The sequence below is a fragment of the Streptococcus sp. BS35b genome, from assembly GCF_000286475.1.
Classification (GTDB): Bacteria; Bacillota; Bacilli; order Lactobacillales; family Streptococcaceae; genus Streptococcus; species Streptococcus oralis_W.
Map to the genome: position 1 here is coordinate 133,121 of NZ_ALKH01000001.1, position 25,777 is coordinate 158,897.

Consider the following 25,777-nt stretch of genomic DNA (forward strand, 5'->3'; position numbering starts at 1 on the left):
AATGAGTGAGAAAGGCTTTAAATACAGTATTTTAGCATCAGGTTCCAGTGGAAATTCCTTTTATCTGGAAACCCCAAAAAAGAAAATCTTAGTGGATGCGGGCTTGTCTGGTAAGAAAATCACCAGTCTTTTGAGCGAAATCAATCGCAAACCTGAAGATTTGGATGCGATTTTGATTACGCATGAACATTCAGATCATATTCATGGAGTTGGTGTATTGGCTCGCAAATATGGTATGGACCTTTACGCCAATGAAAAGACTTGGCAGGCTATGGAAAATAGCAAGTATCTTGGCAAGGTGGATTCATCGCAGAAGCATATTTTTGAAATGGGTAAAACCAAAACCTTTGGTGATATCGACATTGAGAGTTTTGGGGTTAGCCATGATGCAGCAGCACCACAGTTTTACCGCTTTATGAAAGACGACAAGAGCTTCGTCATGTTGACCGATACAGGCTATGTTAGTGATAGAATGGCAGGAATTGTCGAAAATGCAGACGGTTATCTCATCGAGTCCAACCACGACGTAGAGATTTTGCGATCAGGATCTTACGCTTGGCGTCTAAAACAGCGAATCCTATCGGATCTCGGTCACCTCTCTAACGAGGATGGTGCTGAGGCCATGATTCGTGCAATGGGAAATCGAACCAAGAAAATCTACCTCGGGCATTTGTCCAAAGAGAACAATATCAAGGAGCTGGCTCATATGACTATGGTCAACCAGCTAGCACAAGCCGATCTGGGAGTAGGGGTAGACTTTAAAGTTTACGACACCTCCCCAGATACAGCAACACCACTGACAGAGATATAAAAAAAGGAAGGCGAGTGCCTTCTTTTATTCTGTGTTTTATCAGGAATTTAGTGTGGTATAATGATTAAAAAAACTAAAGGAGTAGCAGTGTGAAGAGAAAATGGCTATTAAAGGATTACTATGACACAACGATTATCATACTTGCATTGATATCCGTTGTCCTTGTCTTGCTTGGATTTGCTGAGATGATTGATTTGGATAATCCACCTTATAGTATTATTGATTTACTGATTTGGTTTGTTTTTGTGGTAGATTATGGTTGGCGCTTCTTTTCAAGTAAAGAAAAATGGAAATTTATATTTGAAAATATCTTCGACTTGCTAGCCATACTTCCTTTGAATGCTATTTTTACAGTATTTCGCTTAGGGCGTATCTTCCGCTTAGCAAGGCTGACAAAATTACTGAAAATAACTCGTCTTTTAAGAGTCGTTGGATTGACTGGCAAGTTGGAAAAAAAGGTTGGAAAACTCTTACGAACAAATGGCTTACTTTATATTTTATATCTCAATTCCTTTATTGTACTGGTAGGTAGTTCAATTTTATCTGTTGTTGAAGAAAAATCATTCTCAGATAGTCTTTGGTGGGCGCTTGTGACTGTAACGACTGTTGGTTATGGAGATATTGTTCCTGCGTCGATTTTTGGGAAGTGGTTAGCTGTTTTACTAATGCTTGTTGGTATTGGCACAATAGGGATGTTAACAAGTGCTTTGACAAACTTTTTTGTAAAGGATAATCCAGATGAGCAGATAAAATTTGATAAACTCCAAGGCGAATTAATAACTCAAAGAATATTACTAGAGAAACAATCTGAGAAGATAGAAGAACTTCATAGAATGATACAAGATTTGCTTGAAAAAAAGTAATTTAGACTATACAAAAACCACTCGACGAGTGGTTTTTTTACAATCCTGCAAAGTCCTTGATTTCTTGTGCGGACATGGAAGAGTCGCAACGGACATTGATTTGTCCATCCGCAATGTGAACAAAGCCTGGTACTGTTGGGATTCCGTAGCGTGAGCGGAATGCTTGCAACTCATTGAGTTGGCTTGGTTCTTCACTATTGATGAAGTAGATGTGAGCTTTGGTTTCAGCTACGACACCAGCCAATGTACCTGCAAATTTACGGCAGTAAGGGCAAGTTTTGCGACCGATGAAGAAGGTTGCAGTTTCTTTCTTATCGAGTGCTTCTTGTGCGCGCGAAACTGTAGTCACTTCAAGGTCTTTAATATCTTCTAAAAACTGATTCATAAGAATACCTCTCTTTTTTTGATAAAACTAGTATGCCACAAAGTTTCTAAAATTGCTCGAATTTGATACGAAAAAAAGATGAGACTAGTTTATCTCATCTTTATAGGGTGCTATTTCACAAACGCATTGATTTCCGCTTCGATGTTAGCAATCTTAGCTTGTGAATCTTCGTTGCTTTCACCTACAACGGCAATGTAGAACTTGATTTTTGGTTCTGTACCTGAAGGGCGAACTGCTATCCATGAACCGTCAGCAAGCGTGTATTTCAACACATCACTTGGAGGAGTTGTCAAGTTTGTAACAGTGCCATCTGCAGCAGTAGCAGTTTGAGCCTTGAAGTCTTCTACGACAGTGATAGCTGTTGAGTTCCATTCTTTTGGAGCATTGTTACGGAATTTAGCCATAATCGCTTTGATTTGTTCGGCACCATCAACACCAGAAAGGGTAACAGAAATAGTCTTTTCAGCGTAGTAGCCGTATTCTTTGTAGATTTCTTCGATACCATCAGCAAGTGTCAAACCACGTGAACGGTAGTAGGCAGCAAGTTCAGCAACGACAAGAACAGCTTGGATGGCGTCTTTATCACGTACGAATGGTTTAATCAAGTAACCGAAGCTTTCTTCAAATCCCATCATGTAAGTGTGATTGTGTTTTTCTTCGAATTCTTGGATTTTTTCAGCGATAAATTTGAAACCTGTCAAAACGTTGAACATGGTTGCCCCGTAGCTTTCAGCAATCTTCGTTACCAAGTCAGTTGATACGATGGATTTGCAGAGAGCAGCATTTTCAGGAAGGGTTCCAGCACTCTTATGAGCTTCCAAGATGTATTTAGCCATGATAGCACCGATTTGGTTACCTGAAAGGTTGAGGTAGCTACCATCTTTTTGAAGAACTTCAACACCAACACGGTCAGCGTCTGGGTCAGTCGCCACAAGAACATCAGCACCAACTTGACGGCCGAGTTCTTCAGCAAGGGCGAAGGCTGCTTGGTTTTCTGGGTTTGGAGATTTTACAGTTGAGAAGTCTGGGTCAGCAGTTGCTTGCGCTTCAACAACTTGAACAGAGTCAAATCCTGCTTGAGCAAGAGCACGACGAGCCAACATTTCACCAGTACCATGGAGTGGTGTGTAGACAATCTTCATGTCTTTACCAAACTTTTCAATCAAGGTTGGGTTGATGTTTACGTCTTTAACTTCTTTAAGGTATTCTGCATCAACAGCTTCGCCAATGACTTCAATCAAACCAGAAGCTTTTTCAGCTTCCACATCAGCAACTTCCACAGCGAATGGATTTTCGATTGCACGGATGTAAGTTGTCAAAGCATCCGCGTCGTGTGGAGGCATTTGTCCACCATCTTCACCGTAAACCTTATAACCGTTAAATGGTGCAGGGTTGTGACTGGCAGTAATCATGATACCTGCAAAACAGTTGAGGTGACGAACAGCGAATGAGAGTTCTGGAGTTGGACGGAGGCTTTCAAATACGTAAGATTTGATACCGTGTTTAGCAAGAACTGCAGCAGATTCAAAGGCAAACTCAGGTGAGAAGTGGCGGCTATCATAGGCAATCGCCACACCACGCTCTTTTTCATTTTCACCTTTTGACTCAATCAAACGAGCCAAACCTTCTGTAGCTTGACGAACAACATAGATGTTGATGCGGTTTGTACCTGCACCGATCAAGCCGCGCATACCTGCAGTACCAAATTCAAGATTGGTGTAGAAAGCATCTTCTTTTGTTTTTTCGTCCATGTTTTCTAAATCTTGACGAAGATAGTCGGGAAGGCCGGCAAAATCGACCCATTTTTGATAATTTTCTTGGTAAGTCATAGAGTATCTCCTTTATCTATTGCTTTAATCGCTTTCATTATATCACGATTTGATATTTTAGTAAAACGTTAGCATAATTTAAAATGTAGGAAATTTACTTTTATTTCATTGTAGAAGAATAGCCCAATACGCTTTCTAATGAAAAAGAGGATGAATAGTTTGGGTATACCACTCGAACTTTTTTCATTACAATTGTGCAAAAGAGAAAAAGATAGTAAAATGGATGTATGATTATTTTACAAGCTAATAAAATTGAACGATCTTTTGCAGGAGAGGTTCTTTTTGATAATATCAATCTGCAGGTTGATGAACGAGACAGAATTGCCCTCGTTGGAAAAAATGGTGCAGGTAAGTCTACTCTTTTAAAGATTTTGGTTGGGGAAGAGGAGCCGACCAGTGGAGAAATCAATAAGAAAAAAGATGTTTCTCTGTCTTACCTAGCCCAAGATAGCCGTTTTGAGTCTGAAAATACCATTTATGATGAAATGCTCCATGTCTTTGATGACTTACGTCGGACAGAGACACAACTGCGTCAGATGGAGTTGGAGATGGGTGAAAAGTCTGGTGAAGATCTAGATAAACTGATGGCGGATTATGATCGTTTATCAGAGAATTTCCGTCAGGCTGGTGGCTTTACCTACGAAGCTGATATCCGTGCTATTTTGAATGGGTTCAAGTTTGATGAAACCATGTGGCAGATGAAAATTGCCGAGCTTTCAGGTGGTCAAAATACTCGTCTAGCACTGGCTAAAATGCTCCTTGAAAAACCAAATCTTTTGGTCTTGGACGAGCCAACCAACCACTTGGATATCGAAACCATTGCCTGGCTAGAGAATTACTTGGTGAACTATAGCGGTGCGCTCATTATTGTCAGCCACGACCGTTACTTTTTGGACAAGGTTGCGACGGTTACACTGGATTTGACCAAGCATTCTTTGGATCGCTATGTGGGCAATTACTCTCGCTTTGTCGAGTTGAAGGAGCAAAAGCTAGCTACTGAGGCAAAAAACTATGAAAAGCAACAGAAGGAAATTGCTGCTCTGGAAGATTTTGTTAATCGCAATCTGGTCCGAGCTTCAACGACCAAGCGTGCTCAATCTCGCCGTAAACAACTAGAAAAAATGGAGCGTTTGGACAAGCCGGAAGCTGGCAAGAAAGCAGCCAACATGACCTTCCAGTCTGAAAAAACGTCGGGAAATGTTGTCCTGACTGTTGAAAATGCGGCTATTGGCTATGATGGGGAAATATTGTCAGAGCCTATCAATCTGGATCTTCGTAAGATGAATGCTGTCGCCATCGTTGGTCCAAATGGTATTGGAAAATCAACCTTTATCAAGTCTATTGTGGACCAGATTTCTTTTATCAAGGGAGAGAAGCGTTTTGGTGCCAATGTTGAGGTTGGCTACTATGATCAGACTCAAAGTAAGCTAACACCAAGTAATACTGTTCTGGATGAACTTTGGAATGATTTTAAACTGACACCTGAAGTTGAGATCCGTAATCGTCTTGGCGCCTTCCTTTTTTCAGGAGATGATGTCAAAAAATCAGTTGGCATGCTGTCAGGTGGGGAGAAAGCTCGTTTGCTTTTGGCTAAATTGTCCATGGAAAATAACAACTTCTTGATCCTTGACGAGCCGACCAACCACTTGGATATTGATAGCAAGGAAGTCTTGGAAAATGCCTTGATTGACTTTGACGGAACCTTGTTGTTTGTTAGTCACGACCGTTACTTTATCAATCGTGTCGCTACCCATGTTCTAGAATTGTCTGAAAATGGCTCAACCCTCTACCTTGGAGATTATGACTACTATGTTGAGAAGAAAGCAGAAGTAGAAATGACTCAGGCTGAGGAAGCTTCAACCAGCAATCAAGCCAAAGAAACAAGTCCAGCTAATGACTACCAAGCCCAGAAAGAAAGTCAGAAAGAAGCCCGCAAGCTCATGCGTCAAATCGAGAGTTTGGAGGCTGAAATTGAAGAGTTAGAAAGTCAAAATCAAGCCATTTCTGAACAAATGCTGGAAACCAACGATGCTGAAAAACTGATGGAATTGCAGGCTGAACTTGACAAAATCAGCCACCGTCAGGAAGAAGCCATGCTTGAGTGGGAAGAATTGTCGGAGCAGGTGTAAGAAATGGAACATCTTGGAAAGGTATTTCGTGAATTTCGAACAAGTGGGAAATACTCCTTAAAAGAGGCGGCAGGTGAATCATGTTCAACCTCTCAACTATCTCGTTTCGAGCTTGGGGAGTCTGATCTAGCAGTTTCCCGTTTCTTTGAGATTTTGGACAATATTCATGTGACTATTGAAAATTTCATGGACAAGGCTAGAGATTTTCAAAATCATGAACATGTTGCCTTGATGGCACAGATCATTCCGCTTTACTACTCAAATGATATTGCAGGTTTTCAAAAGCTTCAAAAGGAACAACTTGAGAAAGCAAAGAGTTCGACCAATCCCCTCTATTTTGAGCTGAATTGGATTTTGTTACAGGGCCTGATTTGTCAAAGAGATGCTCATTACACGATGAGGCAGAGTGATTTGGAAAAGGTAGCGGATTATCTTTTTCAAACAGAAGAATGGACCATGTATGAGTTGATTCTTTTTGGAAACCTCTATACTTTCTACAATGTGGACTATGTAGCTCGGATTGGCAGAGAAGTTATGGAGCGAGAAGATTACTACAAGGAAATTGGTCGGCATCGTAAACTCGTTTTGATTTTAGCTCTTAACTGTTACCAACATTGTTTGGAGAACCGTTCCTTTGCGGATGCGGACTATTTTGAGGGCTATGTGGAGAAGTTGATTGGAAATGGTATCAAGCTTTATGAGCGTAATATCTTCCATTATCTCAAAGGTTTCGCTTTTTACCAAAGAGACTTGAAAGAAGAAGGTTGTTGTCAGATGCAGGAAGCTATGCATATTTTTGATGTACTTGGACTTCCAGAGCAAGTGGCTTACTATCAGGAACATTATGAAAAATTTGTAAATGCTTAAATTTCCCAAATAAGGGAAATATGAAGGAACTCCTTTCAGTTTTGATACAATAGTTTCAAAATTTGAGAGGAGCTTTTTATATGAATCGACATGCAATCCAGTTGATTAGTCGTGGTGCGATTAATAAGATAGGAAATATGCTCTATGATTATGGAAACAGTGTTTGGCTGGCATCAATGGGAACGATAGGACAGACTGTTCTTGGGATTTATCAGATTTCTGAACTCGTCACATCGATTCTGGTCAATCCCTTTGGAGGAGTGATTTCAGACCGCTTTTCGCGTCGCAAAATTTTGATGATGACAGACTTGGTTTGTGGTATTCTCTGTTTAGCTATTTCTTTCATCAGAAATGATAGCTTGATGATTGCTGCTCTGATCTTTGCCAATATTGTTCAGGCGGTTGCCTTTGCATTTTCTCGTACAGCCAATAAAGCCATTATAACTGAGGTTGTAGAAAAAGACGAGATTGTGACCTATAATGCTCGCTTAGAGCTCGTTTTGCAGGTTGTAGGTGTTAGCTCCCCTGTACTTTCTTTCCTCGTTTTACAATTTTCTAGTCTCCATATGACACTTGTTTTAGATGCCATTAGTTTTTTCATCGCATTTACCTTAGTAGCTTTTCTCCCCCAAAAAGAAACTCAGGAGCAAGAGAAAAAGACTTTCAGCTGGAAAAATATTTTTGCTGATATGAAAGAAGGGATTCGCTATATTTGGCGCCAGCAAGAGATCTTTTTCCTTTTGGTAGTAGCTTCCAGTGTTAATTTCTTTTTTGCAGCTTTTGAATTTCTCCTCCCTTTTTCAGAACGGCTTTACGGAGTAGAAGGAGCTTATGCAAGTATTTTGACTATGGGCGCTATTGGTTCGATTATCGGAGCTCTTCTAGCTAGTAAAATAAAGGCAAGTGTTTATAATCTTTTGATTCTATTGGCTTTGACTGGAGTTGGAGTTTTTATGATGGGATTACCACTGCCAACTTTTCTTTCCTTTTCTGGAAATTTAGTTTGTGAACTGTTTATGACGATATTTAATATTCACTTTTTTACTCAGGTGCAAACCAAGGTTGAGGGAGAATACTTGGGGAGAGTGCTAAGCACAATTTTTACCTTAGCCATCCTATTTATGCCGATTGCAAAAGGCTTTATGACAGTGCTACCAAGTGTACATCTTTCTTCTTTTCTGATAATTGGAAGTGGGGTTATTGTCCTGTCTTGTTTCTCCCTCGTTTATGTACGAAGTCATTTTGAAAAAGAGTTATAATTTCTTTTTTAAGAAAATATTACACTATGAACCATTTTTCAGCCCTTCTCTATTGTGAGGAGGGCTTGATTTATGGTAGAATAGTTTTATGAATGAAAGAATGAATGAGTTAGTTGCCTTGCTCAACCGCTATGCGACCGAGTACTACACGAGTGATAATCCCTCGGTTTCAGATAGCGAGTACGATCGTCTCTACCGAGAGTTGGTCGAGTTGGAAGCTGCCTATCCAGATCAAGTTTTAGCGGACAGTCCGACCCATCGTGTTGGTGGTAAGGTTTTAGATGGTTTTGAAAAATACAGTCATCAGTATCCTCTTTATAGTTTGCAGGATGCTTTTTCACGTGAAGAGTTAGAAGCTTTTGATGCGCGTGTTCGAAAGGAATTACCCCATCCAATCTATATCTGTGAGCTGAAAATCGATGGTTTATCCATCTCGCTTACGTATGAAAAGGGGATTTTGGTTGTCGGTGCGACACGTGGGGATGGTTCTATTGGAGAGAATATCACAGAGAACCTCAAGCGTGTCAAGGACATTCCTTTGACCTTGCCAGAAGAACTAGATATCACCGTTCGTGGAGAGTGTTATATGCCACGCGCTTCGTTTGATCAGGTCAACCAAGCTCGCCAAGAAAATGGGGAGCCTGAATTTGCCAATCCTCGTAATGCGGCAGCGGGAACCTTGCGTCAGCTGGATACAGCAGTAGTAGCCAAGCGCAATCTTGCCACTTTCCTCTATCAAGAAGCCAGCCCTTCTACTCGTGATAGCCAAGAAAAAGTCTTGAAGCATCTTGAACAGCTTGGATTTGTAGTTAATCCTAAACGAATTCTGGCTGAAAGCATAGATGAGATATGGGATTTCATCCAAGAAGTTGGACAAGAACGGGATAATTTACCTTATGACATTGATGGGGTGGTGATCAAGGTCAATGACCTAGCAGGTCAAGAAGAACTCGGTTTTACAGTTAAAGCGCCTAAGTGGGCTGTAGCCTACAAATTTCCTGCTGAAGAAAAAGAAGCCCAGCTCCTTTCAGTTGACTGGACAGTAGGTCGTACTGGTGTTGTGACCCCAACTGCCAATCTAACACCTGTTCAGCTTGCTGGCACAACTGTTAGCCGTGCAACTCTTCACAACGTAGATTATATCGCTGAAAAGGACATCCGAAAAGACGATACGGTTATCGTTTATAAGGCTGGAGATATCATCCCTGCTGTTCTGCGTGTGGTAGCGTCCAAGCGTGTTTCTGAAGAAAAACTAGATATTCCGACTAATTGTCCAAGTTGTGACAGTAAATTGCTTCATTTTGAAGATGAAGTGGCTCTTCGTTGTATCAATCCTCGCTGTCCTGCTCAAATCATGGAAGGTCTTATTCACTTTGCTTCTCGTGATGCCATGAATATTACAGGACTTGGTCCATCTATCGTTGAAAAGCTTTTTGCTGCCAATCTAGTAAAGGATGTGGCGGATATTTATCGTTTGAAAGAAGACAATTTCCTCCTTTTAGAAGGCGTCAAGGAAAAGTCTGCTTCTAAACTGTATCAAGCCATTCAATCATCCAAGGAAAACTCTGCTGAAAAGCTCTTGTTTGGTCTGGGAATTCGCCATGTCGGAAGCAAGGCTAGTCAGCTCTTGCTCCAACACTTTCACTCTATTGAAAATCTAGCCCAAGCAGACCCAGAGGAAGTAGCAAGTATCGAAAGCTTAGGTAGTGTAATTGCCCAAAGTCTTCAGACTTACTTTGCTACAGAAGGATCGAAGATTCTCTTAGACGAGTTGAAAGAAGCTGGAGTCAATCTGGACTACAAAGGGCAGACAGTAGTGGCAGATGCGGCCTTGTCAGGTTTGACCGTTGTGCTAACGGGGAAATTGGAACGCCTCACGCGCTCTGAAGCCAAAAGTAAACTCGAAAGTCTGGGTGCCAAGGTAACAGGCAGTGTTTCTAAGAAAACGAATCTTGTCGTAGCAGGAGCAGATGCAGGAAGCAAGTTCCAAAAAGCGCAAGAACTTGGTATCGAGGTTCGAGATGAGGCCTGGCTAGAAAGTTTGTAAAGAATAGTTGAAAACTAGATGCTAGATAGTCTGGAACTATCTCTCCTGATGTGTTTTTATATCTATTAAAACTATTCTCTATTGTGCTGAATTTCCCGTTAAATTCTTCAGCATGACTTAAAAATTAAAATTAAAATTGAAATTAGAAATTAGGAAAAGAAATGTATAGTTACCCTGTAGTCATCCATTTTCACCGAAAAAATGAGGATTATGCCGCTTGTTCATTCAGTAGAAAACAGGCGGACAATGTTGAAAGTTTGTATTATGAAAATGACTATTTTGGAGCAAAATTCTCCTTTACAGTCACAAGTGCAGAAAGGCTCGATACTCTGACCTTTTCTGTCGAAATCGATGGAAAGACAAAGGACTATCTCCTACGGTTTAACCATTATCCACTGTTGACTGAGGTTTGGATTTTGGATGGTGATGAGACAGTCTATTATTCTGAAAATCCAGCCATTGCAAGTCCTTGCTATAAAGATCAAAACCCATTTGCTTTTGATAAAGCCTTTCACAGTGAAAGTTTTGATCATCATTGGGGATACCAAGGAGAGTTAGGTTATAGTATCTCAGACTACCAGACAAGCTTTAAACTCTGGGCTCCAACAGCTACAGCTGTCCAAGTGGTCGTTTATGAAAATACAAGTAACGACGCGCCGGTTTGGAAAACCTTTAATCTTGAACGTGGGAATAGCTATTCATACAGCCATAAGTACAATACTATTGGTGTTTGGAGTGTAGACCTGGATGAAAATCTTGCAGGTAAAGCCTATCAGTATCAGATTAAGTTTCCGCACCACCAGACTTTGACACGAGACCCATACACTATCGCTACAAGTCCTGACGGAAAACGTTCCATAATTCTCTCTCAGCAAGATAGACAGGTAGAAGGGTTCGAAGTCAAACATGGGACAGACGCTCCTTGGCGTTTGGAAAACCCATGTAAAGCCGTTATCTGTGAGATGCACATTCGTGATTTTACAAAATCGCCGACATCTGGAGTTCCAGAAAACCTTAGAGGGACCTTCCTTGGGGCTGCCCAGACTGGAACGGTTAACCAGTATGGTCAAGCAACAGCCTTTGACTATATCAAAGAACTCGGATGTAATTATGTTCAGCTCCAACCAATCTTTGATCGCCATAAGGAATACGACGAGGACGGGAATGTAACCTATAACTGGGGTTATGACCCTCAAAACTACAATGCCCCAGAACCAAGTTTCTCTAGTAACCCAGATGATCCTGGACAGGTTATTCGAGACCTCAAGACCATGATTCAGGCTTATCATGATGCAGGAATCGGTGTCATTATGGATGTCGTTTACAACCATACCTTCTCAACGGTTGATGCACCTTTCCAAACAACTGTTCCAGATTATTATTACCGCATGAACCCAGATGGAACCTTCCAAAATGGTACAGGTGTAGGAAATGAAACAGCCAGTGAACATGAAATGTTCCGTAAGTATATGATTGACTCACTCCTTTATTGGGTGAAAGAATACAATATTGACGGTTTCCGTTTTGACTTGATGGGAATTCACGATGTCAAAACCATGCAGGCAATTCGTTGGGCACTTGATGAAGTTGATCCTAGTATTCTCACTTATGGAGAAGGTTGGGATATGGGGACCGGTCTTGCACCTTATGACAAGGCCAAGAAGGACAATGCCTACCAGATGCCAAATATTGGATTCTTCAATGATGATCAGCGTGATGCCATCAAAGGAGGGGAAGTTTATGGTTCAATCAAGGCAGGATTTGTTAGTGGTGCTGCTACAGAACCGATTGTAGCCAAAGCTATTCTTGGTAGCCGAGAGTTGGGTTCATATCTTAGTCCAAACCAAGTCCTTAACTATGTGGAGGCCCATGATAATTACAACTTGCATGATTTGTTAGTAACTCTTCATCCAAATCACAGTTCAGATAAGATTATGCGCCAAGTTGAGACAGCAACAGCGATGAGCATTCTCATGCAAGGGATGTCCTTTATAGAGTTGGGGCAAGAATTTGGCCGCACTAAACTCCTTGCTACTGGTGAAAACGGCGAGCTGACTGTGGCAGATAGAGAACGTGCCATGAACAGCTACAATGCTCCAGATAGTGTCAACCAGGTCAACTGGGATTTAATCAATGAGAGACAAGAGAGCATTGACTTTATTCGCCAGATTATTCGCCTAAAAACACAGACCAGCGCCTTCTCTTATCCTACGTATGAAGAAGTCTATCGCCATGTCTTCGTCCATACAGCTGCTGAAAATAGTGGGTGGATTGTTTACGAAATTCACGGTGGACCAGAGCACTTATTGGTAGTCTTTAATGCGAAGGGGACTTCCTTCTACTTTGAGAATGCAGGAAATCTTGAAATGCTGGTGTCTAATAGTCGTTCTAAAGAATCAAATGTGATTGATGATACCAGTGTCGTAGTCTTAAAAGTACTCTCGTAAATTAATGTTCTGAAAAGGTTTAGATTCACTAGACCTTTTTTGATTTTTATTGAAAAACCAATATCCAATAGGAATAAAATTCAAATAATTTGAAGAATCAAGTTTGTGAAAAAAATATCAATATTTTCACAAAAAGGGTTGTAATTTTCTGAAAATTTGGTAAAATAAGTTTTAATCATTTTCAGGAGGAAGAGAATTTGACAAATTATCAGAATTTAGTGAATGGAAAATGGAAATCATCAGAGAACGAGATTGCGATCTATTCTCCTATCAATCAAGAAAAACTAGGTACAGTACCCGCTATGAGTCAGGCTGAAGTAGATGAGGCTATGAAAGTTGCGCGTGCAGCTCTCCCCGCATGGCGTGATTTAGCACCAGTTGAGCGTGCAGCCTATTTGCATAAGACAGCAGATATTTTGGAACGTGATAAAGAAAAAATTGGTACAATTCTTGCCAAAGAGGTTGCAAAAGGGATTAAAGCGGCCATTGGAGAGGTGGTACGTACAGCAGATTTGATCCGTTTTGCAGCTGAGGAAGGTCTCCGTATCACTGGACAAGCAATGGAAGGTGGCGGTTTTGAAGCTGCAAGTAAGAACAAACTAGCCGTTGTTCGTCGTGAGCCAGTTGGAGTCGTTTTAGCTATCGCGCCATTTAACTACCCAGTCAATCTTTCTGGATCTAAGATTGCTCCGGCTCTGATTGCAGGAAATGTCGTTATGTTTAAGCCACCAACGCAAGGATCTATTTCTGGTCTCTTGCTGGCTAAAGCATTTGACGAAGCCGGAATCCCAGCAGGTGTCTTCAATACCATCACTGGACGAGGTTCTGAAATTGGGGATTATATCATTGAACACAAGGAAGTCAACTTCATTAACTTTACAGGTTCAACACCGATTGGGGAGCGTATCGGTCGTTTAGCTGGTATGCGCCCAATTATGCTGGAGCTTGGCGGGAAAGATGCAGCAATCGTTTTAGAAGATGCAGATTTAGAGAATGCAGCCAATCAAATCGTAGGTGGTGCATTTAGCTACTCTGGTCAGCGTTGTACCGCTATTAAACGTGTCTTAGTTGTAGAAAGTGTAGCAGACAAGTTAGCCGAATTGCTCCATGCTAAAGTCGCTAAGCTAACGGTAGGTGATCCATTTGACAATGCTGATATCACACCTGTTATTGATAATGCTTCAGCTGATTTCATCTGGGGATTGATTGAAGATGCACAAGAAAAGGGCGCTAGGGCTCTTACACCAATCAAACGTGAAGGCAATCTTCTCTGGCCAGTGCTTTTTGACCAAGTTACAAAAGATATGAAAGTAGCCTGGGAAGAACCGTTTGGACCTGTTCTCCCAATTATCCGTGTCGCAGATGCGAATGAAGCAGTAGCAATTGCTAATGAATCTGAGTTTGGTCTTCAATCCTCTGTCTTTACAAATGACTTTAAGAAGGCATTTGAAATTGCTGAAAAACTTGAAGTTGGAACCGTTCATATTAATAATAAAACACAACGTGGACCAGATAATTTCCCATTCCTTGGTGTAAAAGGTTCTGGTGCAGGAGTACAAGGAATTAAATATAGTATCGAAGCGATGACAAATGTCAAATCCATTGTTTTTGATGTGAGATAATTTATAAAATCAGGAAAATAACTTCCTGATTTTATTTTTTCAAAACAATACAGTGAAAAATTGATAAAAAACGAATATTCTGGTATTATAATAAAAAAATATATGGAAATTGTTTCGTGTTCTATTTTCTGGATATCTTTTTTAAAATGCTAGGTAATTTTTTGAAGACTTTCATAAAAAAATATGATTTTCTTCGTAAATTACTTGAAAGTTATCTTAAAAGAGTGTATAATAAAAATATAGAAAACGCTTACAAAGAGAAAGGGGATTGGATGAATAATCAAGAAGCATTAAGAACCTTTACTACAGGTGAAAACTTTCACCTCCAGCATTATTTAGGAGCACATAGAGAGGAGAAAAACGGAGAAATTGGTTATACTTTTAGGGTTTGGGCCCCAAATGCACAAGCAGTTCATCTAGTTGGAGATTTTACTGATTGGGTTGAGAATCAGATTCCCATGGTTCGTAATGAAGCAGGTGTTTGGGAAGTCTTTACGACTCAAGCACAGGAAGGTCAGATTTATAAATATCATATTACGCGTGCAAATGGTCACCAGATTATGAAAATTGATCCGTTGGCAGTTCGTTTTGAAGCCCGACCAGGTACAGGAGCTGTTCTGACCACTATTCGAGAAAAGAAGTGGAAAGATGGCCTTTGGCTAGCGCGTCGCAAGCGTCTGGGATTTTTCGATCGACCAGTTAATATATATGAGGCCCATGCAGGATCTTGGAAGAGAAATCCAGATGGTAGTCCCTATAGTTTTTCACAGCTGAAGGAGGAGTTGATTCCTTATTTGGTTGAAATGAACTATACACATATTGAGTTTATGCCTTTAATGGCTCACCCACTTGGATTGAGTTGGGGCTATCAGCTTATGGGTTACTTTGCTTTTGAACATTCCTATGGTACACCTGAGGAGTTCCAAGATTTCGTTGAAGAGTGTCATATAAATAATATCGGTGTTATCGTAGACTGGGTGCCAGGTCATTTTACTATTAATGACGATGCCTTGGCATATTATGATGGTACACCTACTTTTGAATACCAAGACCACAACAAGGCTCATAACTATGGATGGGGTGCGCTAAATTTTGACCTCGGGAAAAATGAGGTCCAGTCTTTCTTGATTTCAAGTATTAAATTCTGGATTGATTTTTACCACTTAGATGGCATTCGGGTAGATGCAGTAAGCAATATGCTGTATCTAGATTATGATAATGCTCCTTGGACTCCAAACAAAGACGGTGGAAACCTTAACTACGAGGGTTATTATTTCCTTCAACGTTTGAATACAGTGATTAAGTTAGCTCATCCAGATATCATGATGATTGCAGAAGAAAGTTCATCAGCGACAAAGATTACTGGTATGAAAGAAATGGGCGGCCTTGGCTTTGACTATAAATGGAATATGGGCTGGATGAACGACATTCTCCGTTTCTACGAGGAAGATCCGATTTATCGCAAGTATGACTTTAATCTTGTGACTTTCAGCTTTATGTATGTTTTCAATGAAAACTATCTCCTACCTTTCTCACACGATGAAGTTGTTCATGGCAAAAAGAGTATGATGCATAAGATGTGGGGAGATCGCTACAATCAGTTCGCTGGTCTGCGCAACCTCTACACCTATCAAATTTGTCATCCAGGTAAGAAACTCTTGTTCATGGGTAGTGAGTACGGGCAATTTCTCGAGTGGAAGTCTGAGGAGCAGTTAGAATGGTCTAATCTAGAAGATCCGATGAATGCCAAGATGAAGCATTTCACTTCACAACTGAATCAATTCTATAAAGACCATCGCTGTCTTTGGGAAATTGATACCAGTTATGACGGCATTGAAATCATTGATGCGGATAATAGAGACCAGAGTGTTCTCTCCTTTATTCGTAAGGGTAAGAAGGACGAAATGTTAGTCTGTGTCTTTAATATGGCACCAGTTGAACGTAAAGACTTTACGATTGGGTTACCTGTTGCAGGTATTTACGAAGAAGTTTGGAATACAGAACTAGAAGAATGGGGAGGTGTCTGGAAAGAGCACAATCAAACAGTTCAGACTCAAGAAGGCTTATGGAAAGATTACGAGCAGACTTTGACCTTTACCTTGCCTGCTATGGGAGCAAGCATCTGGAAGATCAAGCGTCGTTTGAAACCAGCTAAGAAAAAAGAATAAGAGGCTGTTGATTACAATTTTTTAGATTTTAATAACTGATGTACTTGTATTGGACTTGAAACACAAGAGAAATGGATTTCCTATTATTTTTATAAAAAGTTTGACTTCCGACCTTCTTTCGATTTTAATGTTCACATGTCTTTATAAAGGAGTAGAAAATGAAGAATGAAATGCTAGCTTTGATCCTTGCGGGCGGGCAAGGAACACGTCTCGGAAAACTCACTCAAAGCATTGCCAAACCGGCAGTGCAATTCGGTGGGCGCTACCGTATCATTGACTTTGCTCTTTCCAACTGTGCAAACTCTGGGATTCATAATGTTGGTGTGATTACACAGTACCAACCTCTTGCTTTGAACAATCATATCGGAAATGGTTCGAGCTGGGGACTAGATGGTATTAACACAGGTGTTTCTATCCTTCAACCCTACTCTGCAAGCGAGGGAAATCGTTGGTTTGAAGGGACTAGTCACGCTATCTACCAAAACATTGACTACATCGACAGTATCAACCCAGAATATGTTTTGATTCTTTCTGGTGACCACATCTACAAGATGGACTACGATGACATGCTTCAGTCCCATAAGGATAACAATGCCAGTTTGACAGTAGCTGTCCTAGACGTCCCTTTAAAAGAAGCTAGCCGTTTTGGTATCATGAACACAGATGCCAATAACCGTATCGTTGAATTCGAAGAAAAACCTGCTCAACCTAAGTCTACAAAGGCTTCTATGGGAATTTATATTTTTGACTGGAAACGGCTTCGCAATATGCTTGTTGCTGCTGAAAAGAGCAATGTGGATATGTCAGATTTTGGTAAGAACGTTATCCCTAACTATCTCGAGTCTGGTGAAAGTGTCTTTGCCTATGAATTTAATGGTTACTGGAAAGACGTTGGTACGATTGAGTCACTTTGGGAAGCCAATATGGAATACATTGATCCAAACAACGCTTTGGATAGTCGTGATCGTCAGTGGAAGATTTACTCACGGAACTTGATTTCACCACCAAACTTTATTGGAGAACATGCTCATGTAGAAGATTCTTTAGTTGTGGATGGCTGTCTCGTGGATGGAACTGTTAAGCATTCCATTCTCTCAACAGAGGCGCAAGTACGTGAGGGGGCTGAAGTAGTAGATTCTGTAATCATGAGTGGTGCCATTATCGGAAAAGGTGCAAAGATTAAACGTGCTATCATTGGTGAAGGTGCCATTATTGCAGACGGCGTAGAGATTGACGGAACTGACGAAGTACAAGTAGTAGGATACAATGAAGTAGTGGGGGTAGCAACAGATGAAGATTGATAAATATTCAGCCATTTTGGGAAACACAGTTGGTTTTCATGATATGTCAACGTTAACAGAACACCGTCCGGTAGCTAGCTTGCCTTTCGGTGGGAAATACCGTTTGATTGACTTCCCCCTTTCCAGTCTTGCAAATGCAGGTGTTCGTAGTATCTTTGGTATTTTCCAACAAGATAATATCAGCTCAGTTTTCGACCATATCCGTTCAGGTCGTGAATGGGGCTTGTCAACACTTCTAAGTCACTACTATTTGGGAATTTACAATACTCGTGTTGAAAGCAGTACAGTTGGAAAAGAGTATTACCAACAGCTTCTTACCTACTTGAGACGTTCAGGTTCAAACCAAACCGTTTCGATTAACTGCGATGTGCTGGTGAATATTGATTTGAATCAAGTCTTTCACCTTCATAATACAACAAAAGGTCCGATTACAGTTGTATATAAGAAACTTCCTAAGAAAGACATTTCTGATGTGAATGCTATCTTGGAAATTGATGAAACTGACCATGTTCGTTCGCACAAACTCTTTGATAACAAATCTACGGATGAACTCTTCAACATGTCTACAGATATCTTTGTTGTGGACACTCCTTGGTTGATTGAACGACTTGAAGAAGAGGCTCAGAAAGAATATCCTGAAAAGTTGCGCTATGTTCTCCGCGATTTAGCTGTAAAAGAAGGAGCTTTTGCTTACGAATACACAGGATACTTGGCAAACATTCACTCTGTTCAATCCTATTATCAAGCAAATATTGATATGCTTGAATCTAAAAAGTTCTACTCACTTTTCTCACCAAATCAAAAGATTTATACAAAAGTTAAAAATGAAGAACCAACCTACTATGCGAATACTTCAAAAGTAAGTACTTCTCAGTTTGCTTCTGGTAGTATCATTGAGGGTGAAGTAGTTCAGTCAGTCCTATCTCGTAACATTTATGTTCACAAAGATAGTGTGGTGAAGGACAGCATTCTATTTCCTCGAGTTGTGATTGGTGAGGGTGCCCAAGTTGAATATGCTATCTTGGACAAGGGCGTTGAAGTTGCGGACGGTGTTGTCATTCGAGGAACGGCAGAACATCCAGTTGTAGTGAAGAAGGGTGAAACAGTAACAGAGGACATTTATTCATGAAAATTTTATTTGTAGCAGCAGAAGGAGTACCCTTTTCAAAAACAGGTGGTTTGGGCGATGTCATTGGCGCACTTCCCAAATCACTTGTAAAAGCGGGGCACGAAGTTGCAGTTTTCTTGCCTTATTATGATATGGTAGAAGCTAAGTTCGGTGACCAGATAGAGGATGTTCTCCACTTTGAAGTTAGTGTAGGATGGCGTAGACAGTACTGTGGTATTAAGAAAACGGTCTTGAATGGCGTTACTTTCTACTTCATTGATAATCAGTATTATTTCTTCCGTGGTCATGTGTACGGTGATTTTGACGATGGCGAACGCTTTGCCTTTTTCCAACTGGCTGCTCTTGAAACCATGGAACGCATCGGCTTTATCCCTGACCTTCTCCATGTTCATGACTACCACACAGCCATGATTCCCTTCTTGTTAAAAGAAAAGTACCATTGGATTCAGGCATATCAAGGAATCAGAACAGTTTTAACCATTCACAATTTGGAATTTCAAGGTCAATTTTCTGAAGGAATATTGTGGGATTTGTTCGGTGTTGGATTTGAACGCTATGCTGATGGTACCCTTCGCTGGAATGATTGCCTTAACTGGATGAAAGCAGGTATTCTCTACGCGGATCGTGTCTCAACCGTTTCCCCTAGCTATGCACATGAGATTATGACCAGTCAGTTTGGTTGCGGTTTGGATCAGATTCTTCGCATGGAGTCAGGTAAGGTTTCAGGTATTGTCAATGGTATTGACGCAGATCTTTATAATCCTCAAGCAGACCCACTTTTAGACTATCATTTTGATAAGGAAGATTTGTCTGGAAAAGCTCAAAACAAAGCAAAATTGCAAGAGAGAGTTGGGTTACCTGTGCGAGCAGATGTTCCGCTAGTTGGGATTGTCTCTCGTTTGACACGCCAAAAAGGTTTTGATGTCGTTGTAGAAAGCTTGCATCGTTTCTTACAGGAGGACGTTCAAATAGTCCTTTTAGGAACAGGAGATCCTGCTTTTGAACATTCCTTCTCCTGGTTTGCGCAAGTCTATCCAGACAAACTATCAGCAAATATCACTTTTGACGTCAAACTTGCTCAAGAAATCTACGCAGCTTGTGATCTCTTCCTCATGCCGAGTCGTTTTGAACCATGTGGTTTGTCTCAAATGATGGCGATGCGCTATGGAACTCTACCATTGGTTCATGAGGTTGGTGGTTTGCGTGATACAGTTCAATCCTTCAATCCGATCGAAGGAACTGGAACTGGATTTAGCTTTGATAATTTAACACCATACTGGCTTAACTGGAGTTTCCAAACAGCCTTGGATGTTTATAAGTACCAGCCAGACGTTTGGAGAAATCTACAAAAACAAGCTATGGAATGCGATTTCTCATGGGATACAGCCTGCAAATCTTACCTGGACTTGTACCATAGTTTAGTCAACTAATAGATAAAATCGTATGATTCTTTCATACGATTTTTGGGCTGTTTAGAAAGGAAAGCTTATGTCTCAAGTAAAAGGCTTGTGTGTCATGGACGTTGACGGCACCCTGATAGCAGAAGAGGTGATTGATCTTTTAGGAAGAGAAGCAGGTTGCGAAGAAGAAATATCGCAGATTACAAGCCAGACAATGCGAGGTGAACTGGACTTTGAAAGGAGTTTACGAGCGAGAGTGGCTTTGTTAAAAGGTCTTCCAGTTTCGGTCTTTGATACTGTCTTCAAATCCATTCATCTGTCCAAGAATGCTCAAGAATTTATCTCCATACTTCAAAAAAATGGCATTCTAGTCGGTCTAGTGTCTGGTGGATTTACACCCATAGTTGAGAGATTAGCAAAATTCCTTGGTATCTCCTATTTCTCTGCTAACCAGTTGGAAGTCAAAGACGGCTTTTTAACAGGTAAATTAGTTGGTGAAATTGTTACAGCCCAAGTAAAACAAGCTACTCTTGAGAAATGGAGAATGGAATTAGAAATTCCTAAAGAAAGAACGATTGCTATCGGTGATGGTGCCAATGACCTCTTGATGTTAAAGTCAGCAGGTCACGCTATAGCCTTTTGTGCAAAAGAGGTCGTAAAAGCCGAGATAGCTTGTCATGTAGATGAAAGGGATTTTTTAGAAGCTCTTCCTTTGATTGATTTCTTAGAATGAGAGGAAAATATGAAAATTGTAATTGCACCCGATTCATTTAAGGAAAGCTTGTCTGCTCAGCAGGTCGCCAAAGCTATAAAAAGAGGTTTCGAGAAAGCAATTCCTAGTGTAGTTTGTTCTCTATGCCCAGTTGGTGATGGAGGCGAAGGAACTGTAGATGCGATTCGACATTCTCTTGACCTCGAAGAACAATGGCAAGAAGTGACGGGACCTTTTGGTCTTAAAGAAGAAATGCGATACTTTCAGAAAGACAAAAGGGCACTCTTTGAAGTGGCTGACCTGGTTGGGTTAGGAAAGATTCCGCAAGAAAAAAGAGATCCTCTTCACATCCAAACTCGTGGTATCGGAGAGTTGATTTGCTACCTCATCGATCAAGGGATGAAAGAAATCTATATCGGAGTTGGTGGTACGGCTAGTAATGACGGTGGAATAGGAATCGCTGCTGGTTTAGGTTATCGTTTTTATGATAAGAATGGAAAAGAATTGCCAGCTTGCGGTCAGACTTTGCTTAAGTTCGAGTTAGTTTCAAATAGCAAGTTGTATAGGATTCCTGAAGATGTAAAAATTCGCATTTTAGCAGATGTCGTGAGCCCTTTATGTGGTCTTCAAGGAGCGACCTATACATTTGGAAAACAAAAGGGCTTGGATCCTGCTTTGTTTGAGACAGTAGATTTGGCTATACAGCGGTTCTATGAAAAATTTTCACCATCAACCCTCTCTCTTAAAGGAGCAGGAGCCGGCGGTGGGATTGCGGCTGGGCTCTGTGCCTTTGCTGAGGCCACTATCGTATCTGGGATTGACACTTGCTTAGATTTGATTGACTTTGACAAGAAGGTTGCAGGGGCCGACTTGGTTATCGTTGGAGAAGGCAGACTGGACAGTCAAAGCTTTGTTGGAAAAGCTCCTATTGGTGTAGCAAAAAGAACTCCTGAAGGAGTTCCAGTTATCGCTATTTGTGGTAGTCTTTCCGAGGATTTACCTTCCCTACCATTCGAAAATATACAAGCAGCCTTTTCTATTTTAGAAAAAAGTGAACCTTTGGAAGACAGTCTGAAAAATGCAAGTCTCTATTTGGAGCACACATCTACTAATATTGGTCGTTTATTAAATATGAGAAATCATTAACCAAACCATTTTTTCCAGGTGGATTTTTTAGGTGGCTCTGCCTTTTTCTCTTCCCAGAGGCTTGAGAATGCAAGTCTAAGGTCCTTTTCGTCTACTTGAACAGGTTCATTTGTATGAATGACAAGACCAAAAGGAGAGGTGATATGATCATCTGAAACAATAGTCGCCTGACAGTTGCTTTCCTTTGCTTGTTTTAAGTAAAAGACCTGTTTGTCAAACTCGATATTTGGTGAAATTTTCACAAAAAGTGCCTCAACCTTTTCTTGAAAACCCTCTAAAATAGAAAAAAATCCATGTTCTAATTCAGGACTATTGGCAGTATTAATATCAGCGTAGCCAAGAACTCTTTCCTCAAAAGTACCAAGATAGCGTCTTTGCTCATCCGGATTTAATTTTGGCCCACCATGAGCTTTTTCAAGTAATTGTTTTGATAAATCTGTCATGAAAACAGTATATCATAAAAGTTAGAATAAAACAGACAAAAGAAAGCGATTACTTTATAAAGTTAAGGAAAATTTGCACAAAGATAACGTTTTTTCTTGAAAAACGCTTATTTTTAAGGTATCATAGAGGTGTAAAAAATTTAACTCAAAGGAGAGTAAAAAATGTCAATTATTACTGATGTTTACGCTCGCGAAGTCCTAGACTCACGCGGTAACCCAACACTTGAAGTAGAAGTTTATACTGAATCAGGTGCTTTCGGACGTGGTATGGTTCCATCAGGAGCTTCTACTGGTGAACACGAAGCAGTTGAACTTCGCGACGGTGACAAATCTCGTTACGGTGGTCTTGGTACACAAAAAGCTGTTGACAACGTAAACAACATCATCGCTGAAGCTATCATCGGCTACGATGTACGTGACCAACAAGCTATCGACCGTGCTATGATCGCACTTGACGGTACTCCTAACAAAGGTAAATTGGGTGCAAACGCAATTCTTGGTGTGTCTATCGCTGTAGCTCGTGCTGCTGCTGACTACCTTGAAATCCCACTTTACAGCTACCTTGGTGGATTCAACACTAAAGTTCTTCCAACTCCAATGATGAACATCATCAACGGTGGTTCTCACTCTGACGCTCCAATCGCTTTCCAAGAATTCATGATCGTACCTGCTGGTGCACCTACATTTAAAGAAGCTCTTCGTTGGGGTGCTGAAATCTTCCACGCTCTTAAGAAAATCCTTAAATCTCGTGGCCTTGAAACAGCCGTAGGTGACGAAGGTGGGTTCGCTCCTCGTTTCGAAGGAACTGAAGACGGTGTTGAAACTATCCTTGCTGCTATCGAAGCTGCTGGTTATGTTCCAGGTAAAGATGTCTTTATCGGATTTGACTGTGCATCATCAGAATTCTATGATGAAGAACGTAAAGTTTACGACTACACTAAATTCGAAGGTGAAGGCGCTGCTGTACGTACTGCTGCAGAACAAATCGACTACCTTGAAGAATTGGTAAACAAATACCCAATCATCACTATCGAAGATGGTATGGATGAAAACGACTGGGACGGTTGGAAAGCTCTTACTGAACGTCTTGGTGGTAAAGTTCAATTGGTTGGTGACGACTTCTTCGTAACAAACACTTCTTACCTTGAAAAAGGTATTGCAGAAGGTGCTGCTAACTCAATCCTTATCAAAGTTAACCAAATCGGTACTCTTACTGAAACTTTCGACGCTATCGAAATGGCGAAAGAAGCTGGTTACACTGCTGTTGTATCACACCGTTCAGGTGAAACTGAAGATTCAACAATCGCTGACATCGCAGTTGCAACAAACGCAGGACAAATCAAGACTGGTTCACTTTCACGTACAGACCGTATCGCTAAATACAACCAATTGCTTCGTATCGAAGACCAACTTGGTGAAGTAGCTGAATACCGTGGATTGAAATCATTCTACAACCTTAAAAAATAATCGTTGATTTAACAACGTTTTAAGCCCCTCGGATTTTATCCGAAGGGCTTTTTTCTGTTCAGGGGGCAAAAAGGGGGCAGTGTTTATGGTATAATAGACTAAAAACTTGTATTAGGAAGAAATTATGTCTAAAGAGATTGATATTGAGTATTACCATCAATTAGCACTGCAAAAGCAGAAGGAGCATCGTAAAGTGTTAGCTAATCTAAAGAAAAAGCCACCAAAGAATCTAGATAAGATAGCTCAGCAGATCCACCAAGAAGTTTTTGCTGAGATAGATTGTACTGCCTGTGCTAACTGTTGCAAGACTTTGGGACCAGACTTTAAAGAGGCAGACATCACCCGTATTGCTAAGTACTTTAAGATGAAATTACCGGCTTTTGAAGCGGAATTTCTGCAGGTGGATGAAGATGGGGACAAGGTTTTCAAATCCATGCCTTGCCCCTTTCTAGGAGGAGATAATCTCTGCTCAATCTACGACGTTCGTCCCAAGGCCTGTCGTGAGTTCCCCCATACAGACCGGAAAAAGATCCATCAAATTAATCATTTGACGATTAAGAATACCTTGACCTGCCCTGCAGCCTATCTCTTTGTTGAGAAATTAAAAGATAAGTTATAGAATTTACACCTTTAAATCTCGTACAAAAATTCTAGGGTGGAAGTATCTTGTATTTGTTAGAATATAGATAGAATTGAACACGGACGAAAAGCTATGCGAAAAAGAAAAAATTGCCTAGAATCAGAAGAACCACGTTAATTTTCCTATTTTCACTTTGCTTTTAACGACCTTTGTATCTTATGGAGGTAAGAAAAGAAGAATATGATGCATCAATTCAATCAAACCATGGATTATTTGGAGCAGCACCTGACTGAAGAAGTGGATATGAAAAGATTTCAGCAGCTATCGGGCTATTCTTACCCTCTTTTTAGCAGGCTATTTTCTATCCTGGCAGATATGACCTTGGCAGAATACTTGCGCAATCGCAGGCTGTCAGAGGCTGTGACAGACTTGCGGGAAGGCTCTGGGAAAGTTATTGACATAGCGTTGAAATACGGCTATGACTCTGCGGATGCTTTTAGTGCTGCCTTTAAGAAATTCCATGGGGCAACCCCCTCAGAAGTTCGAAATGGAAAACCTTATCGGATCTTTCCTAGACTTCAATTATCCTTAAAAATCACAGGAGGAAAGAACATGGATATCAAAATTCAAAAGAAACCAGCTTTTACCGTGGCAGGCGTCCTATTGGAAGCTATTGACAATAGCAAATGCCCGTCTGCTTGGGAGCATCTCTATGCCCATCACAGCATTGAAAACCTAGAAAGTTTGGGTAGTGGCCAATCTTTTGGTGTCTGCTCGGATGTCAAAGAAGGTGAAATCATCAACTATATGGCTGCTTATGATGTCGTGGATAAAGCGAAAGCAGAAGAGCTAGGTCTGTTCATCAAAGATGTCCCAGCCACCGAATATGCTATCGTACCAGTCAAAGGTTCTATACCAGCTAGCATTCACAATGCTTGGAAATATGTCTTGGAGGTCTTTTTCCCTGAAACAGGCTATCGCCACTCAGGAGCGCCAGACTTTGAGGTTTATTCCAAAGGTGACATGTCGTCACCAGACTATCAAATGGAACTCTGGATACCAGTGATTAAGAACTAGAACATTTTCTGACTTTTTATAAAGATGCAAATCGAACTCTGTAGAAAGTGTCTTCTACAGAGTTTTTTATTGTGGAAATTCATGTCTATAAATCA

At 40.7% G+C, this 25,777-nt stretch carries 20 protein-coding genes; 17 read left to right on the forward strand and 3 right to left on the reverse strand.

All coding sequences use genetic code 11. The annotated features are described in order from the left end of the window. Position 1 precedes the first annotated feature (1 nt). Positions 2-811, forward strand: a complete 810-nt coding sequence (locus tag HMPREF1149_RS02895) for an MBL fold metallo-hydrolase (protein ID WP_001290611.1) — start codon at positions 2-4, stop codon at positions 809-811. Positions 812-900: 89 nt separating this feature from the next. Further along, positions 901-1,674 carry a potassium channel family protein gene (locus tag HMPREF1149_RS02900; protein ID WP_000824595.1) on the forward strand — a complete coding sequence of 258 codons (774 nt, stop codon included), beginning with the start codon at positions 901-903 and terminating at the stop codon, positions 1,672-1,674. A gap of 37 nt (positions 1,675-1,711) precedes the next feature. On the opposite strand, the gene HMPREF1149_RS02905 is transcribed toward HMPREF1149_RS02900, so the two are convergent. Together HMPREF1149_RS02905 and HMPREF1149_RS02910 are read right to left on the reverse strand one after the other, a co-directional pair. Then, complete coding sequence (locus HMPREF1149_RS02905) at positions 1,712-2,059, reverse strand: thiol reductase thioredoxin (RefSeq protein ID WP_001071325.1); 348 nt, start codon at positions 2,057-2,059, stop codon at positions 1,712-1,714. Between the two features lie 110 nt (positions 2,060-2,169). Then, positions 2,170-3,888, reverse strand: coding sequence for a phospho-sugar mutase (locus HMPREF1149_RS02910; protein ID WP_000222137.1), 1,719 nt, complete (start codon positions 3,886-3,888; stop codon positions 2,170-2,172). 227 nt (positions 3,889-4,115) lie between these two features. Between HMPREF1149_RS02910 and HMPREF1149_RS02915 the strand changes: the two genes are divergently transcribed. From HMPREF1149_RS02915 to HMPREF1149_RS02970, 12 genes are all read left to right on the forward strand, one after another. After that, entirely contained in the window at positions 4,116-6,017 is a 1,902-nt protein-coding gene (locus tag HMPREF1149_RS02915; protein WP_000584894.1) for an ABC transporter ATP-binding protein, read from the forward strand. 3 nt (positions 6,018-6,020) lie between these two features. Next, positions 6,021-6,884 carry an Rgg family transcriptional regulator gene (locus tag HMPREF1149_RS02920; protein WP_000400527.1) on the forward strand — a complete coding sequence of 288 codons (864 nt, stop codon included), beginning with the start codon at positions 6,021-6,023 and terminating at the stop codon, positions 6,882-6,884. 80 nt (positions 6,885-6,964) lie between these two features. Further along, entirely contained in the window at positions 6,965-8,143 is a 1,179-nt protein-coding gene (locus tag HMPREF1149_RS02925) for an MFS transporter (RefSeq protein WP_001079350.1), read from the forward strand. 88 nt (positions 8,144-8,231) lie between these two features. Then, positions 8,232-10,190, forward strand: coding sequence for an NAD-dependent DNA ligase LigA (gene ligA, locus HMPREF1149_RS02930; RefSeq protein WP_001005750.1), 1,959 nt, complete (start codon positions 8,232-8,234; stop codon positions 10,188-10,190). A gap of 161 nt (positions 10,191-10,351) precedes the next feature. Continuing rightward, positions 10,352-12,637 carry a type I pullulanase gene (gene pulA, locus HMPREF1149_RS02935; protein ID WP_000287689.1) on the forward strand — a complete coding sequence of 762 codons (2,286 nt, stop codon included), beginning with the start codon at positions 10,352-10,354 and terminating at the stop codon, positions 12,635-12,637. 197 nt (positions 12,638-12,834) lie between these two features. Next, a complete protein-coding gene (locus HMPREF1149_RS02940) occupies positions 12,835-14,259 on the forward strand; it encodes an NADP-dependent glyceraldehyde-3-phosphate dehydrogenase (RefSeq protein WP_000186349.1) in 1,425 nt (474 codons plus the stop codon). A 272-nt stretch (positions 14,260-14,531) separates the two neighbouring features. Then, complete coding sequence (gene glgB, locus HMPREF1149_RS02945; RefSeq protein WP_025170426.1) at positions 14,532-16,427, forward strand: 1,4-alpha-glucan branching protein GlgB; 1,896 nt, start codon at positions 14,532-14,534, stop codon at positions 16,425-16,427. A gap of 158 nt (positions 16,428-16,585) precedes the next feature. Further along, positions 16,586-17,728: a glucose-1-phosphate adenylyltransferase gene (locus tag HMPREF1149_RS02950; RefSeq protein WP_000787258.1), complete on the forward strand. Its 1,143-nt coding sequence runs from the start codon at positions 16,586-16,588 to the stop codon at positions 17,726-17,728. Next, complete coding sequence (gene glgD / locus HMPREF1149_RS02955) at positions 17,718-18,857, forward strand: glucose-1-phosphate adenylyltransferase subunit GlgD (protein ID WP_000687051.1); 1,140 nt, start codon at positions 17,718-17,720, stop codon at positions 18,855-18,857. Before HMPREF1149_RS02950 ends, glgD begins: the two co-directional genes overlap by 11 nt. Further along, positions 18,854-20,287, forward strand: coding sequence for a glycogen synthase GlgA (gene glgA / locus HMPREF1149_RS02960; protein WP_000697324.1), 1,434 nt, complete (start codon positions 18,854-18,856; stop codon positions 20,285-20,287). The genes glgD and glgA overlap by 4 nt, the downstream gene beginning before the upstream one ends. A 58-nt stretch (positions 20,288-20,345) precedes the next feature. Next, positions 20,346-20,990 (forward strand): phosphoserine phosphatase SerB, encoded by a 645-nt coding sequence (gene serB, locus HMPREF1149_RS02965; protein WP_000084496.1) that lies wholly within the window; start codon positions 20,346-20,348, stop codon positions 20,988-20,990. Positions 20,991-20,999: 9 nt separating this feature from the next. Next, complete coding sequence (locus tag HMPREF1149_RS02970) at positions 21,000-22,115, forward strand: glycerate kinase (RefSeq protein WP_000706387.1); 1,116 nt, start codon at positions 21,000-21,002, stop codon at positions 22,113-22,115. Here HMPREF1149_RS02970 and HMPREF1149_RS02975 read toward each other — a convergent pair. Continuing rightward, positions 22,112-22,558: a DUF1694 domain-containing protein gene (locus tag HMPREF1149_RS02975; protein WP_000131092.1), complete on the reverse strand. Its 447-nt coding sequence runs from the start codon at positions 22,556-22,558 to the stop codon at positions 22,112-22,114. The two genes, HMPREF1149_RS02970 and HMPREF1149_RS02975, sit on opposite strands and share 4 nt — an antisense overlap. 162 nt (positions 22,559-22,720) lie before the next feature. Here HMPREF1149_RS02975 and eno point away from each other — a divergent pair, with 162 nt between their 5' ends. The 3 genes from eno to HMPREF1149_RS02990 all read left to right on the forward strand — a co-directional run bounded on the left by eno (position 22,721) and on the right by HMPREF1149_RS02990 (position 25,682). After that, positions 22,721-24,025: a surface-displayed alpha-enolase gene (gene eno, locus HMPREF1149_RS02980; RefSeq protein WP_000022823.1), complete on the forward strand. Its 1,305-nt coding sequence runs from the start codon at positions 22,721-22,723 to the stop codon at positions 24,023-24,025. 124 nt (positions 24,026-24,149) lie between these two features. Next, a complete protein-coding gene (locus HMPREF1149_RS02985; RefSeq protein ID WP_000031476.1) occupies positions 24,150-24,644 on the forward strand; it encodes a YkgJ family cysteine cluster protein in 495 nt (164 codons plus the stop codon). Positions 24,645-24,845: 201 nt separating this feature from the next. Then, positions 24,846-25,682, forward strand: coding sequence for an AraC family transcriptional regulator (locus HMPREF1149_RS02990; protein ID WP_025170427.1), 837 nt, complete (start codon positions 24,846-24,848; stop codon positions 25,680-25,682). The last annotated feature ends 95 nt before the right edge of the window (positions 25,683-25,777 follow it).